Here is a 13,958-nt window from a genome sequence, read left to right on the forward strand (position 1 = left end):
CATCATGCGCCTGTTTTGCCCGACGAGTCAAACGAAATTCTGAAAATCAACAAGCCCTTCGCTACTGTGTATGGGGTTGTTTTCGCGATTTTTATTTTCCGGCCCCGAGAAGCGCGGACCAGACCTGTCTCGTCGCGCTCGCGGCGGCCTAAAGGCCTCGCCTCAGCTATCCACCTTCAGCGCGGCGATGAAGGCTTCCTGCGGGATGTCGACCTTGCCGAACTGCCGCATCTTCTTCTTGCCTTCCTTCTGCTTCTCCAGAAGTTTGCGCTTACGGGTGATGTCGCCGCCGTAGCACTTTGCGGTGACGTCCTTGCGTAGCGCGCGGACCGTTTCGCGCGCGATCACCTTGCCGCCGATCGCTGCCTGGATCGGGATCTGGAACATGTGCGGCGGGATCAAATCCTTCATCTTCTCGACCATGGCGCGGCCGCGGCCTTCGGCACGGGTGCGATGCACCAGCATCGAGAGCGCGTCGACCGGCTCGTTGTTGACGAGGATCTGCATCTTCACCAGATCGGCCGGCTTGTAGTCGGTGAGATGATAGTCGAACGAGGCGTAGCCCTTGGAGACCGACTTCAGGCGATCGTAGAAATCGAACACGACCTCGTTGAGCGGCAGATCGTATTTCACCATGGCGCGGGAGCCGACATAGGTCAGCTCCTTCTGCACGCCGCGGCGGTCCTGGCACAGCTTCAGCACGCTGCCGAGATATTCGTCGGGGGTGAGGATCGTGGCCTCGATCCAGGGCTCCTGGATCTCCGCGATCTTGACCACATCAGGCATGTCGACAGGATTGTGAATCGAGATTTCCTGGCCGTCAGTGAGGCTCATCTTGTAGATCACGCTGGGCGCGGTCGCGATCAGGTTGAGATCGAATTCGCGCGACAGCCGCTCCTGGATGATCTCCAGGTGCAACAGCCCGAGGAAGCCGCAGCGGAAGCCGAAGCCGAGTGCGGCCGAGGTCTCCATCTCGTAGGAGAAGCTGGCATCGTTGAGGCGCAGCTTGCCCATCGCCGCGCGCAAGGTCTCGAAGTCGTCGGCGTCGGCGGGGAACAGGCCGCAGAACACCACGGGAATGGCCGGCTTGAAGCCCGGCAGCATCTCGGTCACCGGCTTCTTGTCGTCGGTGATGGTGTCGCCGACGCGGGTGTCGGCCACTTCCTTGATCGCGGCGGTGATGAAGCCGATCTCGCCGGGGCCGAGCTCGTCGACCTGCGTCATCTTCGGGGTGAAGAAGCCGACGCGCTCGATGTCATAGGCCGCGCCCGTGCCCATCATGCGGACCCGGCTGCCCTTCTTCATGACGCCGTCGACGACGCGGATCAGCACCACCACGCCGAGATAGACGTCGTACCAGCTGTCGACCAGCAACGCCTTCAGCGTCGCCTCGCGGTCACCCTTCGGCGGCGGCAGGCGGGTGACGATCGCCTCCAGCACGTCGGGCACGCCGAGGCCGGTCTTGGCCGAGATCATCACGGACTCGGACGCGTCGATGCCGATGACGTCCTCGATCTGTTGCTTGACCTTTTCCGGCTCGGCGGCGGGAAGGTCGACCTTGTTCAGGACCGGAACGATCTCATGCCCCGCATCGAGCGCGTGGTAGACGTTGGCGAGTGTCTGTGCCTCGACGCCCTGGCTGGCATCCACCACCAGCAGGGAACCCTCGCAGGCCGCCAGCGACCGCGAGACTTCGTAGGCGAAGTCGACGTGGCCGGGCGTGTCCATCAGGTTGAAGATGTAATCCTTGCCGTCCTTGGCGCGGTAGGCGAGGCGCACCGTCTGCGCCTTGATGGTGATGCCGCGCTCGCGCTCGATGTCCATGGAATCGAGCACCTGCTCCTTGCCCGCCATTTCACGGTCGGTGAGGCCGCCGGTCATCTGGATCAGGCGGTCGGCCAGCGTCGATTTGCCATGGTCGATATGGGCGACGATGGAGAAATTGCGGATGTTGGAAATGGGGACGGTCGTCATGGGCGCGGGATACCACTCACACCCCCGTGCGGCAACCATTCACTTGGTCCTGCTGCGCCCCCAGAAGGCACGCCCGGCAGTGCGCCTGCGCGTCCGGGACGGGGCAGCCGGCCCTGCCTCCCGCGGGACCAGAGGGTGGACGGCATCGATCCGCCAGCCGCTGCGATCTCCGGCCTCCCTGCCATCGATTTCAGCGACCGCCTCTGCTAGTTTTCCGGCTTTCTGTCATGGAAACAGGCAATGCATTGGAAGCGCCTTTCCGCTTTGTTGGTTGCGGCGTGTTTCGCCTTCCCGGCCGCTGCTGAAAAACGCGTGGCCCTCGTCATAGGCAATTCCGCCTACCAGAACGTGTCGCGGCTGGAAAATCCCAGGAATGACGCGCTGCTGGTGGCCGATACCTTGCATAGGCTCGGCTTCACGCTGGTCGGCGGCGGCGCCCAGGTCGAGCTGGACAAGGCAGGCTTCGACAATGCGGTCCAACGTTTCGGCAACCAGCTGATCGGCGCAGATGTCGCCCTGTTCTATTACGCCGGACACGGCATCCAGGTCCGCGGCACGAACTATCTCGTTCCGGTCTCGGCGAATCCGACGCGCGAGTCCGATGTGGATTTCCAAATGGTCGACGCCGCGCTGGTGCTGCGGCAGATGGACGGCGCAGGAACCAAGCTGAACATCGTCATTCTCGATGCATGCAGGAACAATCCGTTCGGTGGTCGCGGCCTCCGTGGCTCCGACGGAGGTTTGGCGCAAATCCGGGCGCCGGAGGGAACGCTGCTCTCCTACGCCACGCAACCGGGCAACGTCGCGCTCGACGGATCCGATGGGCACAGTCCCTACACGCGCGCGCTGGTCGAGACGATGCAGAGACCCGGGCTCGACGTGCTCCAGGCGTTCAATCAGGTGGGGCTCATTGTGAAGCGCTCGACCGGTAGCTCGCAGCAACCCTGGGTCTCCAGCTCGCCGATCGATGGATCATTCTACTTTTCAGGCGCGCCTGCAGTGCAGGTCGCGCCGGTCAACGTGCCGGCAACGGTCGCGTCGCCCCCTGCGAACCTTCCGCCTTCCACACCTCCGGTTGCGAGAACCCAATCGGATTTCCTTTTCCCGGATTCGGATAGCCGGCTGCTTGCCGACGGCGATTTGAAGACGCTGAGCAAGGAAGAGCTGCGCCTCGCCCGCAACGAAATCTTTGCGCGGCGAGGGCGCTACTTCAACTCGCCCGAACTGACCGCGAGGTTCAGCAAGTTCTCCTGGTATGTACCGCGCACCTGGGACCCGCCGCTGAACGCCATCGAGAAGGCAAATGTCGCCTTGATCGACCGCTATGAATCCGGCGGCCCGGCTCAAGGCAGCCTCATCTTTCCCGATTCAGATCGACGCCTGCTCACGCCGGCGGATCTGCGCGGGCTGTCGAACGAGGAAATCCGTATCGCACGCAACGAGATCTACGCGCGGCGGGGGCGATATTTCGAGGCGGCAGATCTCAAGGCCCGTTTTGAACGCTTCCCGTGGTACGCTCCCAACACGTGGAATCCGAAACTCAATTCGATCGAGGAGACGAATGCCGCGCTGCTCGATCAGGCCGGCAGGCGTCGATGACAATCGCATTGCGGGCAGCACAGATCGTCGTCGCCTTGGTGGCTGCGTCCGTGCCGGCGGACGCTCAAACCAGAACCGAACTTCTGGATCAGCTGGTGCGTGCCTATCCCGATTTCCTGACCGGCCACGATGGCAAGCAAATTTCGTGGCGCGATGGCACTAAGATGCCGGTGGACGATGGTGTCGACGACAAATCGTTTGACCAGCGGCTGCGCAATGCCTCGATCATCGACCAGCTCCGGTTGGCCTATCCCGTAGGGGCTTCTGCGCCGCCCGCGTTGAACGCCGATCCCGGCAGATTCCGGAACGAAGCGTTTTTCACGAAGATGTATGGTGACTGCCGTGCTGGAGCGGTGCAGCGGAATCTCGTGACCATCACCTGGTTGCCGCGATCATGGGGGAAGGCGGTCCAGGTGACGCGGATCAATGGCGTCGCGGATCGGCTCAAGGAGGTGTCGGCGGAAATCGACAAGCTCGAACCAGCGCTGAGGGCCGCAGCCTTTCCCATTGCCGGCGTGCTGTCGTGCCGGCCGGTCGCCGATACCGGTAAGATGAGCATGCATGGCTATGCCGTCGCGATCGATCTGAACCTGCGATATTCCGACTATTGGCTGTGGGCGGGCCGCGGAAAGTCGATCCCGTACAAGAACAGGATGCCGCGGGAGATCGTCGATATCTTCGAACGCCACGGGTTCATCTGGGGAGGCAAATGGTATCATTACGACACGATGCACTTTGAATATCGCCCGGAACTACTGGCCCGGTGATTCCGTATCGTTTCCGTGCTCCAGGCCGTCATTCATTCACGCCAAGCTGATTTCACTCAAGCGCGAAACGCGCTACCCAAGCGGCCATGTCTACAACCTCGATCCCCTCCACCCGGACACGCGCAAAAGCCCGGGTGAGTTTCAAGCGTTTCCGGGCCTGGCTGGTTGCCAGCGCCACCCGCCCCGAGGCGCGCCTCTGGCTGGTGATCCAGCTCGCCATCCTGCATGCGGTGCTCTGGACCTTCATCCTGATCAATCTCAAGGCCGCGCAGGACGTTCACATGGACGTCGCGGAAGCCTGGGGCTGGGGCCAGAAATTCCTCTGGGGCTATGGCAAGCACCCGCCGCTGTCGGGCTGGGTCGCCGGCCTCTGGTTCACACTGTTCCCGCCGACGGATTGGGCGACCTATGCGCTGGCGATGGCGACCGTCGGCACCGGTATGGTGATCTGCTGGCTCATTGCGCTGCGCGTCGTGGATGCGCGGCGCGCGTTCCTGGTCGTGGTGATGGTCGCGCTCTATCCGATCTTCAATTTCAAGGGTTTCAAGTACAATCCCGACCTGCTCCAGCTCGTCACCTTGCCGCTCCTCGTGCTCGCTTATCTCAATGCGTTCGAGAAGCGGAGCTGGCAATCCGGAGTCCTGCTCGGCCTTGCCGGCGCGCTGGCGCTGATGACCAAATATTGGGTGCTGACCATGATCGGCGCCATCGGGCTTGCCGCGCTGATCCATCCGGAGCGAATGAGATTCCTGTCATCGCCAGCGCCATGGGTTGCGATCGCGACGATGGCGGCGGCGATGATCCCGCACATCGTCTGGCTGGCGGACGCGCATTTCGTGCCGCTGACCTATGCCGGCGACACCTACAGCCTCGAGGACAGCGGCCAGGTGCATCAGCTCGTGGCCGGCTATGCCCTGCACAACGTCGCGCTGCTGGCATTGCCGGTGGCGCTGGCCGCGCTGGCGATGGCGCTGGTGCCGCCTTGGTTCAGGCTGCTCCTGCGTGCGCCCTCGCGCATCGTCACGCGGGCCTGGGCGCGCGGCGCGAATGCGAGCGTGAACCTTTCGCAGGCGCGCAACGTCTGGCTCATTCAGATCATCGTCGCGGTCGGCCCCGCGCTCGGCGCGCTGGCCTTCAGCATCTACATGAAGACCGATTGGGGCATCTCGCTGTTCTTTCTGGTGCCGCTCTCGCTGGTCGCGATCCCGGCGTTGCGGGTGCAGAGCGCTGCGCTGTTCAACATTGTCGCGATCTGGCTCGTGCTCAACGTCGCCACGCTCATTGCCTCGCCCTGGATCGCCGCGCGCGAGATGGCGGCCAATGCGGGCAACACGGCGACCTATGGCGCGCGCTCGGATCTCGCGCGCGAGCTGACGCAGGCCTGGCACGCGCGCTTCGCCTCGCGCTGGGCGGTCGTCGCCGGCACCATGGAGTCGATCCAGCCGATGGTGTTCTACAGCCCGGATCATCCGGCCGCGTTCACGCCGCTCGAAGCCTGGGGGTCCGGGTTGATTTCGCCCGATGACGTCAAGCGATACGGCTTCATCGGCGTGTTCGATCCGGCCGACGGCCGCCTGCCGGCCTTCGAGAAATGGGTGTCCGAGGTCGCGCCGAACGCCGAGCGCATCGTGATGACGACGCGCCGTTTCACCCACGGCAAGGCCGGTCCGTCGATGAGCTGGAACATCTACATCGCGCCGCCGGGGAATTGATCGAGGCGAGGCCGCCTAGATCCCTTCCTCGTTGAATTTGCTTTCAACGAGTTCGGTGATCGCCGCGAGCGCTGCTTCGGCATCATCGCCGGCAGCGGCGACCGTGATGGTGGTGCCCGGACCGGCGGCGAGCATCATCAGGCCCATGATCGAGGTGCCGCCGACGGTTTCGCCGCCGCGCGTCACCCAGACCTGCGCGCTGAAGCGCTCGACGGCCTGGACGAACTTTGCGGAGGCCCGCGCGTGCAGGCCGCGCTTGTTGATGATCAGAAGGTCCTTGGAGATCGCGCCCGCGGGCACGCCCGTCCCGGCTTGCGGCGCCTCGTCGCTCATTTGCCGGCGAGGACGCGGCTGGCGATGGTGACGTATTTGCGGCCGGCTTCCTGGGCCATCGCGATCGCGTCGGGGAGCGGACGCTCTTCGCGGACCTTGGCGAGCTTCACCAGCATGGGAAGGTTGATGCCCGCGAGCACCTCGACCTTCGGCCGGCTCATGCAGGATATTGCCAGGTTGGATGGCGTGCCGCCGAACATGTCGGTGAGGATCGCGACGCCATCGCCGGAATCGACGCGGTTAACCGCCTCGATGATGTCGCTTCGACAGAGATCGGAATCATCTTCGGCACCGATCGTGATCGCTTCGATTTGCTTTTGTGGGCCCATGACATGTTCAAGCGCTGCCTTGAATTCGTCGGCAAGGCGCCCGTGGGTCACAAGTACTAGACCAATCATCGGAAAACTCCTCGCGGGCGCTTTTGGTGCACCGCACGAACGCGCCACTTTGACCATCCAGAGCCCCCGCGCAAGAGGGGATGTTGCGTATCTCCCTGAATCTAGACGGATGGATAAGGGGAGTTGCGCCGGTCTATTCGGTCGCGAGTGTGGGGTTCATATGGTTACCATTTCCCTTCAAACAATCGCCTGAAGGGTTAACGGAAGATGAACTCTTGGTAGTGGTCAAGGCGGCGACAACCAGAGGAAGGGGCGAATAGTCGCGGCCGATGGGGATTCGCGGTATTTCAACACCTAAAATGCCTGTTTTCAGGGATTCGCCCGGCGGGAGCCGCTCCGCGTCCGCGGCGTCCAGATCGACCACGAGGCCGACGGTCGCATGCTCCACAAAGTCGCAGCGGCGGATTCCCAGCCCCCGGATCTCGATCAGGCCGGCCAGGACCGGGGCGGGGCGGACCTCAATTTCGCGGCCGACTGTCGCCAGATGGACACGGTCATCACCGACCAGAACGGCCCTTTCGAGCACGCCGCTACGTCCCGCCATGATCAAATCGAAGGCAAGGCGCGACTTGCCGGAGCCCGAGGGCCCGCGGATCAGCACCGCCAGATCTCCCACCTTGACCGCCGAGGCGTGAATGCTGGGGCCGCCGTCGCTCATAGCGCCGGCAGCCTCACCACGAAGCGCGCGCCGACCACGGTAGGCGCGCCGTCCTCGTCCGCCGGGCCGGGGCGGTTCTCGGCCCAGATGCGTCCGCCATGCGCGTCGACGATCTGCTTGGAGATCGACAGGCCGAGGCCGGAGTTCTGGCCAAAGCCCTGATGAGGTCGGTCGGTGTAGAAGCGCTCGAAGATGCGCTCCAGCGCGTCGTCGCGGATTCCGGGGCCGTCGTCGTCGATCACGATCTCGATCTCTCCGCGCACGCGGCGGCAGGTGAGGCGCACCTTTTTGCCGGGCTCGGAGAAGGACTGTGCGTTGGAGAGCAGGTTGGAGACGACCTGTCCGAGCCGCGAATCGTGGCCGGTCACGGCGAAATTGTCGGTCGTGCTGCGGCCCTCGAAACGCATTTCGACCGCGACGTCATGGCCGAGCTTGGTTTCATTGGCGACGGAGACGAGCGTCGTCAGCAGGCGGCGCAGGTCGACCGGGATGGCATCCTGGCGCTGCAGTTCGGCATCGAGACGGCTGGCATCGGAGATGTCCGAGATCAGCCGGTCGAGCCGCTTGACGTCATGCTCGATCACCTCGAGCAGGCGCGCGCGGCTGTTCTCGTTGCGCGCCAGCGGCAACGTCTCGACCGCGGAGCGCAAAGAGGTCAACGGGTTCTTCAATTCGTGCGCGACGTCGGCGGCGAACATCTCGATCGCTTCGATGCGGCTGTAGAGTGCACTGGTCATGTCGCGCAGCGCACCGGAGAGATGGCCGATCTCGTCGCGACGACGGGTGAAGTCGGGAATTTCGACCCGGGTCCTGATGCGGCGGCGGATCAGTTCGGCGCTGTCGGCGAGTCGGCGGACCGGACCTGCGATCGTGCTGGCGAGCAGCAGCGACAGCATGATCATGACCGCGGCGGCGACGCCGCCCACCTTGAGGATGGCGAGGCGCTCGGCGGTGACCATCTGGTCGATGTCGTCGCCCTGCGTCGACAGCATCAGCGCGCCGTGGATGGCGCGCGAGCGCAGCACGGGGACCGCGACAGAGACGATCACCTCGCCGCGCGCATTGACCCGCACCATCGAGCGCTTCTGGCCCTGGAGCGCGTCGCCGACCTCCGCATAGCCATTGCCGTTCTCGGGGCCGAGCTCGCGATAGAGCGGCAGGTCGCCGCGATTGAGCCAGGTACGGACCGCGACCATGCCGCGTTCGACTACTCCCGGCTTCTCGGCGGAGACCGACGGCAGGGGGAAGCGCACCACGGTATCGAGGCTGCGGCTGTCGACCAGCAGGCTGCCGTTCGGGTCGTAGATGCGGGCGCGCGTCTTGGTCGGCGAGATCAGCGTGCGCAGCACCGGCGCCACGCGCTCCGGATTGATCGGAAAATCCAGCGGGGAATACTCGTCCGACCCGCCATAGGTCTCGCCGGGCTTGAGGTCGAGCAACCGGTCGGGATCGATGGTGATGGCATTGGTCTGCACCGTCGCGGAGGCCGCGATCGCGCCGGCGATGATCTCCGCCTGTACCAGCAGGCTCTGCGCGCGCGCGTCGATCAGGCCGGCGCGGAATTGCGACAGATAGAGGATGCTCGCCACCAGCGCGACCAGGCCGGCGAGGTTGAGCGAGACGATGCGGCGGGTCAGGCTCGAGAAGGACAGCGCGAAGAAGAACTGCCCGGCGCGCTTCAGCCAGTTCAGCGGACGCCAGCCCCGCACGGCCGGCTTGTCCTCGGCCAATTGATCCGGAGCGCCGCGGGCGGTGACGTCCTCGGCGTTCTGGTTCTCGTCAGGCTGCGTTCGGTCAAGCAATGCTCACGCCCGCGTTAGGACAGCTCGTGCGAAGGTCTCCGCATCCTAGAGCCATCCCGGTCCCGATGGAATCAGAACCGGCGATGCTCTCGGTCTTTGGTGGAGGCGCGCGCGCCTCAGGCTTCCTTGAAGCGGTAGCCGACGCCGTAGAGCGTCTCGATCATCTCGAACTCGTTGTCGACGACCTTGAACTTTTTGCGCAGTCGCTTGATGTGGCTGTCGATGGTGCGGTCGTCGACATAGACCTGGTCGTCATAGGCGGCGTCCATCAGCGCATTGCGGCTCTTCACCACGCCGGGCCGGGTCGCGAGCGCCTGCAGGATCAGGAATTCGGTGACGGTCAGCGTCACAGGCTCGTTTTTCCAGGTGCAGGTGTGCCGTTCAGGATCCATGCGCAGCAGGCCGCGGTCGAGCGCCTTGGCGTCGTTCTCCTTCGGCGTGACGGTCGGATCCTTCGGCGCCGAACGGCGCAGCACCGCCTTGACGCGCTCGACCAGCAGGCGCTGCGAGAACGGTTTGCGGATGAAGTCGTCGGCGCCCATTTTGAGGCCGAACAGTTCGTCGATCTCTTCGTCCTTGGAGGTCAGGAAGATCACGGGCAGGTCGGATTTCTGCCGCAGCCGGCGCAACGTCTCCATGCCGTCCATGCGCGGCATCTTGATGTCGAGGATGGCGAGATCGGGCTGGGTGGTGCGGAAACCGTCGAGCGCCGAGGCGCCGTCGGTATAGGTCATGATGCGGTAGCCTTCGGCCTCCAGCGCGATCGAGACGGATGTGAGAATGTTGCGGTCGTCGTCGACCAAAGCGATTGTGGGCATGAGCCTCTGCTTTCTGCTTTCCGTTTGGGTCGTGGCTTGAAACGGCGAGCAATCCACTGATGCGCCGCATACATGGGTGCCGATGTTGGCATTCGAACTTTGTCACCGAGCAATGCAAGCTAGGCTGAAGTGTGACCAAGTTCCACGAAACACGGCAGATTCGCCGCATCTCGACCCATAACCGGGCCCCGGTTTACCCGAAAAAAGGCCCTCCATGCAACCACCTGACCCGAGAAAGCCGATGCAACCGACCTCCGATTTCGACCCCGGAAAGCTCGCCAAATCGCTGCTGCGGCGGTCACGGCAGGGGGCATTGGCGACGTTGATGGCAGGCAGCGGCGATCCCTATTGCTCCCTGGTCAATCTGGCGAGCCATCCGGATGGCTCTCCGATCCTGCTGATCTCGGGATTGGCCCTGCACACCAGGAACATCCTGGCCGACAGCCGGGTGTCCCTGATGCTGGACGAGCGGGCGGCGGGCGATCCGCTGGAAGGCGCCCGGATCATGCTGTCCGGCCGTGCCGAGCCGGCCGATGCCGACAAGGATCTGCTCCAGCGACGGTATCTCAATGCCCATCCCTCGGCGGAAGCTTTTGTTTCCTTTAAGGATTTCTCCTTCTTCCGGATTCGACCCACGGGAACCCATCTGGTCGCCGGCTTCGGCCGGATCGTCGACCTCAAGCCGGACCAATTCCTCACGGACCTCACGGGGGCCGAGGACTTGCTGGCGGCGGAGGAGGGGGCGGTCGCGCACATGAATGCCGACCACCGCGACGCCATGGGCCTCTATGCAACAAAGCTGCTCGGCGCTGCCGTAGGCGACTGGCGCTGCACCGGCTGCGATCCGGAGGGCCTCGACATGCAGGACGGCCAGACCGCCTTGCGGTTGGATTTTCCGGAGCGCGTGGTTGATGGCACGGCGCTGCGCAAGATGCTGGTTCGCCTCGCCGGCGAAGCGCGCACCAGGATGGACGAGAGCGCAACAGATTGAACGCTGCTGCCGATCGCGGCGACCCAAGACCATAATTGGTCAGAAGGCGGCCGGCGAGAGCGTCATGGCAGAATGGAATAAACTAACGCTGGTTGCGGGTTTGACGCTCGCGATCACCGCATCGCTTGTCACGCCCAGCCTTGCCCAGAAAGGTCTCGCCGCGGAGAGCGCGCGGATCAACGCACTGATGAGCGCCGGCAGATATTCGGAAGCACTGCCCTTGGCGCAAGGCATGGTCGCGAGCCTGGAGAAGAGCGACACCGGTCGCGAACTCGCCGCCGCGCTGAACAACCTCGGCCAGGTTCATGCCGGTCAGGGCCACGACGATCTGGCAGAGCCGCTCTACAAGCGCGCCATCATGCTGATGGAAAGGTCGCTCGGTCTCGAAACCCCGTTGATTGGCGCCGAACTGAGCAATCTCGCCGCGCTCTACCAGCGGCAGAGCCGCTATGCCGAGGCCGAGCCGCTGTTCAGGCGCGCGCTCGCCGTTCGCGAGAAGGGATTGTCGCGCGAGCATCCCGATGTCGGCCAGTCGCTCAATAATCTCGCCACGCTCTACGTGAAACAGCAGCACTATGCCGACGCGGAACCGTTGTTTCAGCGGGCGCTCGCGATCTATCAGAAGGCCGGCGGCCCCGAGCATCCGGCAGTGGCCACGGTCCTGAACAATCTCGGCCAGGTCTATCGCGATCTCAACCGCGATTCGGATGCGGAAGCGCCGATCAAGCGCTCGCTCGCGATCCGGGAGAAGGTGCTGGGACCGGATCATCCCGACGTCGCGCGCTCGCTGAACAATCTCGCCGGCCTCTACGAGCACCAGCAGCGCTACGGCGACGCCGAGCCGCTCTATCGCCGTGCGCTGGTCATCCGCGAACGCGCGCTTGGGCCTGATCATCCTGAGGTCATGACCTCGACCAGCAATCTCGCTTATTTCCTCTACGTGGCCGGGCGCACCGCGGACGCATTGCCGTTCGCGGAAACAACGCTTCGGGGCGATCGCGCCCAGTTGCGCGTCGTGTTGCCGGTCCTGTTCGCCGCGCGCCAACAAGGTCTGCTGCCCAGCGACAAGGCGCTGGACGAAGCGCTCGCCGCGATCCAGCGCGGCACGCAATCCTCCGCCGCATCCGCCGTGAACAAGCTTGCGGTGCGGCTTGCCGCCGGCAGCGACCGGCTCGCGGAGCTGGTGCGCCGGGACCAGGATCTCGCGGCTGAGTCCGAGGCACTCGACAAGGCGATCGTCACCGCGGTGTCGAAGCAATCCGCGCAGCGCGATCTCGCAACCGAGCAGCGCAGCCGCGCGCGGATTGCAACGATTGCGAACGAGCGTGCGGGCTTGCAGAAGACGCTCGCGGTCGAGTTTCCCGACTACGCGTCGCTCTCCAATCCCCTGCCGTTGACGATAAAGGACATCCAGCTGCTGCTGTCGGCCGACGAGGCGATGGTGCTCTACTCCGTCGTCGACAAGCAGAGCTATGTCGTCGCGATCACGCGCGAGGGCGTCGATTGGAAGGCCATTTCGCTCGGCGCCGATGCGCTGACGCAGAAGGTGACGGCATTCCGCAAGGGACTCGACGTCGGCAAAGCGCGCGATGCCTCCGGCAAATCCGGATTGTTCGATCTCGCGCTCGCCAACGAACTCCATGTCGCGCTGCTTGGTCCGGTCGAGGCGTTGACAAAGGACAAGCGCAGCCTGCTGGTGGTGCCGTCGGCTGCGCTGACCGCATTGCCGTTTCATCTGCTGGTCACCGAGAAGCCGCAGGCTGCGATCCCGGACACGCTCGAAGGCTATCGCGGCGCCGCCTGGCTGCTGCGGCGTCAGGCCGTCTCGGTGCTGCCATCGGTCGTGAGCCTGAAATCGCTGCGCGCCTTCGCGCGCCGGGACCAGAGCGTGAAGCCGATGACCGGCTTCGGCGATCCCGTGTTCAATCCCGCACTGGAAGCGCCCGCCGAGCGACGCGCCGCGAGCGGCAAGGTCGCCGCGCGCAGCATCGCGACCATTGCTTATAGCGATTTCTGGCGCGGTGCCGGCGTCGATCGCGCGCGGCTTGCGCACGCGCTGCCGCAACTGCCCGACACCGCCGATGAGTTGAACGCGGTGGCCAGGGATGTCGGGGCTTCCGCGGCCGATATTCATCTCGGCCGCGACGCCAGCGAGACGACGCTCAAGCGAGCAGCGCTTGCTCAATACGGCATCATCTACTTTGCCACCCACGGCCTCGTTGCCGGCGACATCAAGGGACTGGGTGAGCCCTCGCTCGCGCTCTCCATTCCCGATCAGCCCACGGAGCTCGACGACGGTCTGCTCACCGCAAGTGAAGTCGCCCAGCTCAAGCTCAATGCGGATTGGGTTGTGCTGTCGGCCTGCAACACCATCGCAGGCGATAAGCCCGGCGCCGAGGCCCTGTCGGGACTGGCGCGCTCGTTCTTCTACGCCGGTGCGCGCGCTCTCCTGGTCTCGCATTGGGCCGTGGATTCGGAAGCTGCCACCCGCTTGACCACATCGACTTTCGAGCTGCTCAAAAACGAACCAAAGATCGGGCGTGCTGAAGCCTTGCGCCGCGCGATGTTAACCTATGTTGACGACACCTCGTCACCGCGCAACGCCTATCCCGCGATGTGGGGGCCCTTCGAGCTCATCGGCGAAGGCGAGGTAAGATAGGGTGGACTTGGAATTTACATTGAGACTGTCTATCGCATTGTGCGTCGCAATAACCTCGGGAAACGCCGAAACGCACATTTGGTTGCGCGATCATTGTTGATTTTTGATGCGCCTGCTCAGAGCTGACATGCGCGACGTTTGGCGCGGTCCTTGAATAAACCAAATCCTAAGGGATCAGCTTGGCAACGCCAGCGTTCATCAGTATTAGGTCGTCCAACCGAGGCCGAACGGCCTGTAATCACGGTGA

The 13,958-nt window shown here is 64.1% G+C and carries 11 protein-coding genes; 5 read left to right on the plus strand and 6 right to left on the minus strand.

Translation table 11 applies throughout. The annotated features are described in order from the left end of the window. Nucleotides 1-162 precede the first annotated feature (162 nt). On the minus strand, nt 163-1,974 hold the full coding sequence (lepA, locus tag BRA471DRAFT_RS04660) for a translation elongation factor 4 (RefSeq protein WP_035973542.1): 1,812 nt from the start codon (nt 1,972-1,974) through the stop codon (nt 163-165). 240 nt (nt 1,975-2,214) lie between these two features. Between lepA and BRA471DRAFT_RS04665 the strand changes: the two genes are divergently transcribed. The 3 genes from BRA471DRAFT_RS04665 to BRA471DRAFT_RS04675 all read left to right on the plus strand — a co-directional run bounded on the left by BRA471DRAFT_RS04665 (nt 2,215) and on the right by BRA471DRAFT_RS04675 (nt 6,052). After that, nucleotides 2,215-3,573, plus strand: a complete 1,359-nt coding sequence (locus tag BRA471DRAFT_RS04665) for a YARHG domain-containing protein (protein ID WP_007604990.1) — start codon at nt 2,215-2,217, stop codon at nt 3,571-3,573. After that, a complete protein-coding gene (locus BRA471DRAFT_RS04670; protein WP_007604992.1) occupies nt 3,570-4,340 on the plus strand; it encodes a M15 family metallopeptidase in 771 nt (256 codons plus the stop codon). The genes BRA471DRAFT_RS04665 and BRA471DRAFT_RS04670 overlap by 4 nt, the downstream gene beginning before the upstream one ends. An 86-nt stretch (nt 4,341-4,426) precedes the next feature. Then, a complete protein-coding gene (locus BRA471DRAFT_RS04675; RefSeq protein ID WP_007604994.1) occupies nt 4,427-6,052 on the plus strand; it encodes a glycosyltransferase family 39 protein in 1,626 nt (541 codons plus the stop codon). A 15-nt stretch (nt 6,053-6,067) separates the two neighbouring features. Here BRA471DRAFT_RS04675 and BRA471DRAFT_RS04680 read toward each other — a convergent pair whose 3' ends face one another. From BRA471DRAFT_RS04680 to BRA471DRAFT_RS04700, 5 genes are all read right to left on the minus strand, one after another. Next, nucleotides 6,068-6,385 carry an HPr family phosphocarrier protein gene (locus tag BRA471DRAFT_RS04680; RefSeq protein WP_007604995.1) on the minus strand — a complete coding sequence of 106 codons (318 nt, stop codon included), beginning with the start codon at nt 6,383-6,385 and terminating at the stop codon, nt 6,068-6,070. Then, the gene (locus tag BRA471DRAFT_RS04685) at nt 6,382-6,783 is read right to left on the minus strand and encodes a PTS sugar transporter subunit IIA (protein WP_007597752.1); all 402 of its coding nucleotides are present in this window, start codon (nt 6,781-6,783) and stop codon (nt 6,382-6,384) included. The genes BRA471DRAFT_RS04680 and BRA471DRAFT_RS04685 overlap by 4 nt, the downstream gene beginning before the upstream one ends. A gap of 133 nt (nt 6,784-6,916) precedes the next feature. Next, nucleotides 6,917-7,441, minus strand: coding sequence for an HPr kinase/phosphorylase (locus tag BRA471DRAFT_RS04690; RefSeq protein WP_007604997.1), 525 nt, complete (start codon nt 7,439-7,441; stop codon nt 6,917-6,919). Next, entirely contained in the window at nt 7,438-9,243 is a 1,806-nt protein-coding gene (locus BRA471DRAFT_RS04695; RefSeq protein ID WP_007604998.1) for a sensor histidine kinase, read from the minus strand. Before BRA471DRAFT_RS04695 ends, BRA471DRAFT_RS04690 begins: the two co-directional genes overlap by 4 nt. Nucleotides 9,244-9,359: 116 nt before the next feature. Further along, nucleotides 9,360-10,061, minus strand: a complete 702-nt coding sequence (locus BRA471DRAFT_RS04700) for a response regulator transcription factor (RefSeq protein WP_007597749.1) — start codon at nt 10,059-10,061, stop codon at nt 9,360-9,362. Nucleotides 10,062-10,302: 241 nt separating this feature from the next. Between BRA471DRAFT_RS04700 and BRA471DRAFT_RS04705 the strand changes: the two genes are divergently transcribed. Both BRA471DRAFT_RS04705 and BRA471DRAFT_RS04710 read left to right on the plus strand, forming a co-directional pair. Next, complete coding sequence (locus BRA471DRAFT_RS04705; RefSeq protein ID WP_007605001.1) at nt 10,303-11,052, plus strand: HugZ family protein; 750 nt, start codon at nt 10,303-10,305, stop codon at nt 11,050-11,052. A 64-nt stretch (nt 11,053-11,116) separates the two neighbouring features. Further along, complete coding sequence (locus BRA471DRAFT_RS04710) at nt 11,117-13,711, plus strand: CHAT domain-containing tetratricopeptide repeat protein (protein WP_007605002.1); 2,595 nt, start codon at nt 11,117-11,119, stop codon at nt 13,709-13,711. Nucleotides 13,712-13,958 lie beyond the last annotated feature (247 nt).

Origin of the sequence: Bradyrhizobium sp. WSM471 (assembly GCF_000244915.1) — a bacterium.
Taxonomy (GTDB): domain Bacteria; phylum Pseudomonadota; class Alphaproteobacteria; order Rhizobiales; family Xanthobacteraceae; genus Bradyrhizobium.

What these genes read in the sequence shown, in the direction of transcription:
- BRA471DRAFT_RS04700 (WP_007597749.1), bottom strand. Translation starts at nt 10,061, where the DNA reads ATGCCCACAATCGCTTTGGTCGACGACGACCGCAACATTCTCACATCC.
- BRA471DRAFT_RS04670 (WP_007604992.1), top strand. Translation starts at nt 3,570, where the DNA reads ATGACAATCGCATTGCGGGCAGCACAGATCGTCGTCGCCTTGGTGGCT.
- BRA471DRAFT_RS04680 (WP_007604995.1), bottom strand. Translation starts at nt 6,385, where the DNA reads ATGAGCGACGAGGCGCCGCAAGCCGGGACGGGCGTGCCCGCGGGCGCG.
- BRA471DRAFT_RS04665 (WP_007604990.1), top strand. Translation starts at nt 2,215, where the DNA reads ATGCATTGGAAGCGCCTTTCCGCTTTGTTGGTTGCGGCGTGTTTCGCC.
- BRA471DRAFT_RS04675 (WP_007604994.1), top strand. Translation starts at nt 4,427, where the DNA reads ATGTCTACAACCTCGATCCCCTCCACCCGGACACGCGCAAAAGCCCGG.
- BRA471DRAFT_RS04690 (WP_007604997.1), bottom strand. Translation starts at nt 7,441, where the DNA reads ATGAGCGACGGCGGCCCCAGCATTCACGCCTCGGCGGTCAAGGTGGGA.
- BRA471DRAFT_RS04705 (WP_007605001.1), top strand. Translation starts at nt 10,303, where the DNA reads ATGCAACCGACCTCCGATTTCGACCCCGGAAAGCTCGCCAAATCGCTG.
- BRA471DRAFT_RS04710 (WP_007605002.1), top strand. Translation starts at nt 11,117, where the DNA reads ATGGCAGAATGGAATAAACTAACGCTGGTTGCGGGTTTGACGCTCGCG.
- BRA471DRAFT_RS04685 (WP_007597752.1), bottom strand. Translation starts at nt 6,783, where the DNA reads ATGATTGGTCTAGTACTTGTGACCCACGGGCGCCTTGCCGACGAATTC.
- lepA (WP_035973542.1), bottom strand. Translation starts at nt 1,974, where the DNA reads ATGACGACCGTCCCCATTTCCAACATCCGCAATTTCTCCATCGTCGCC.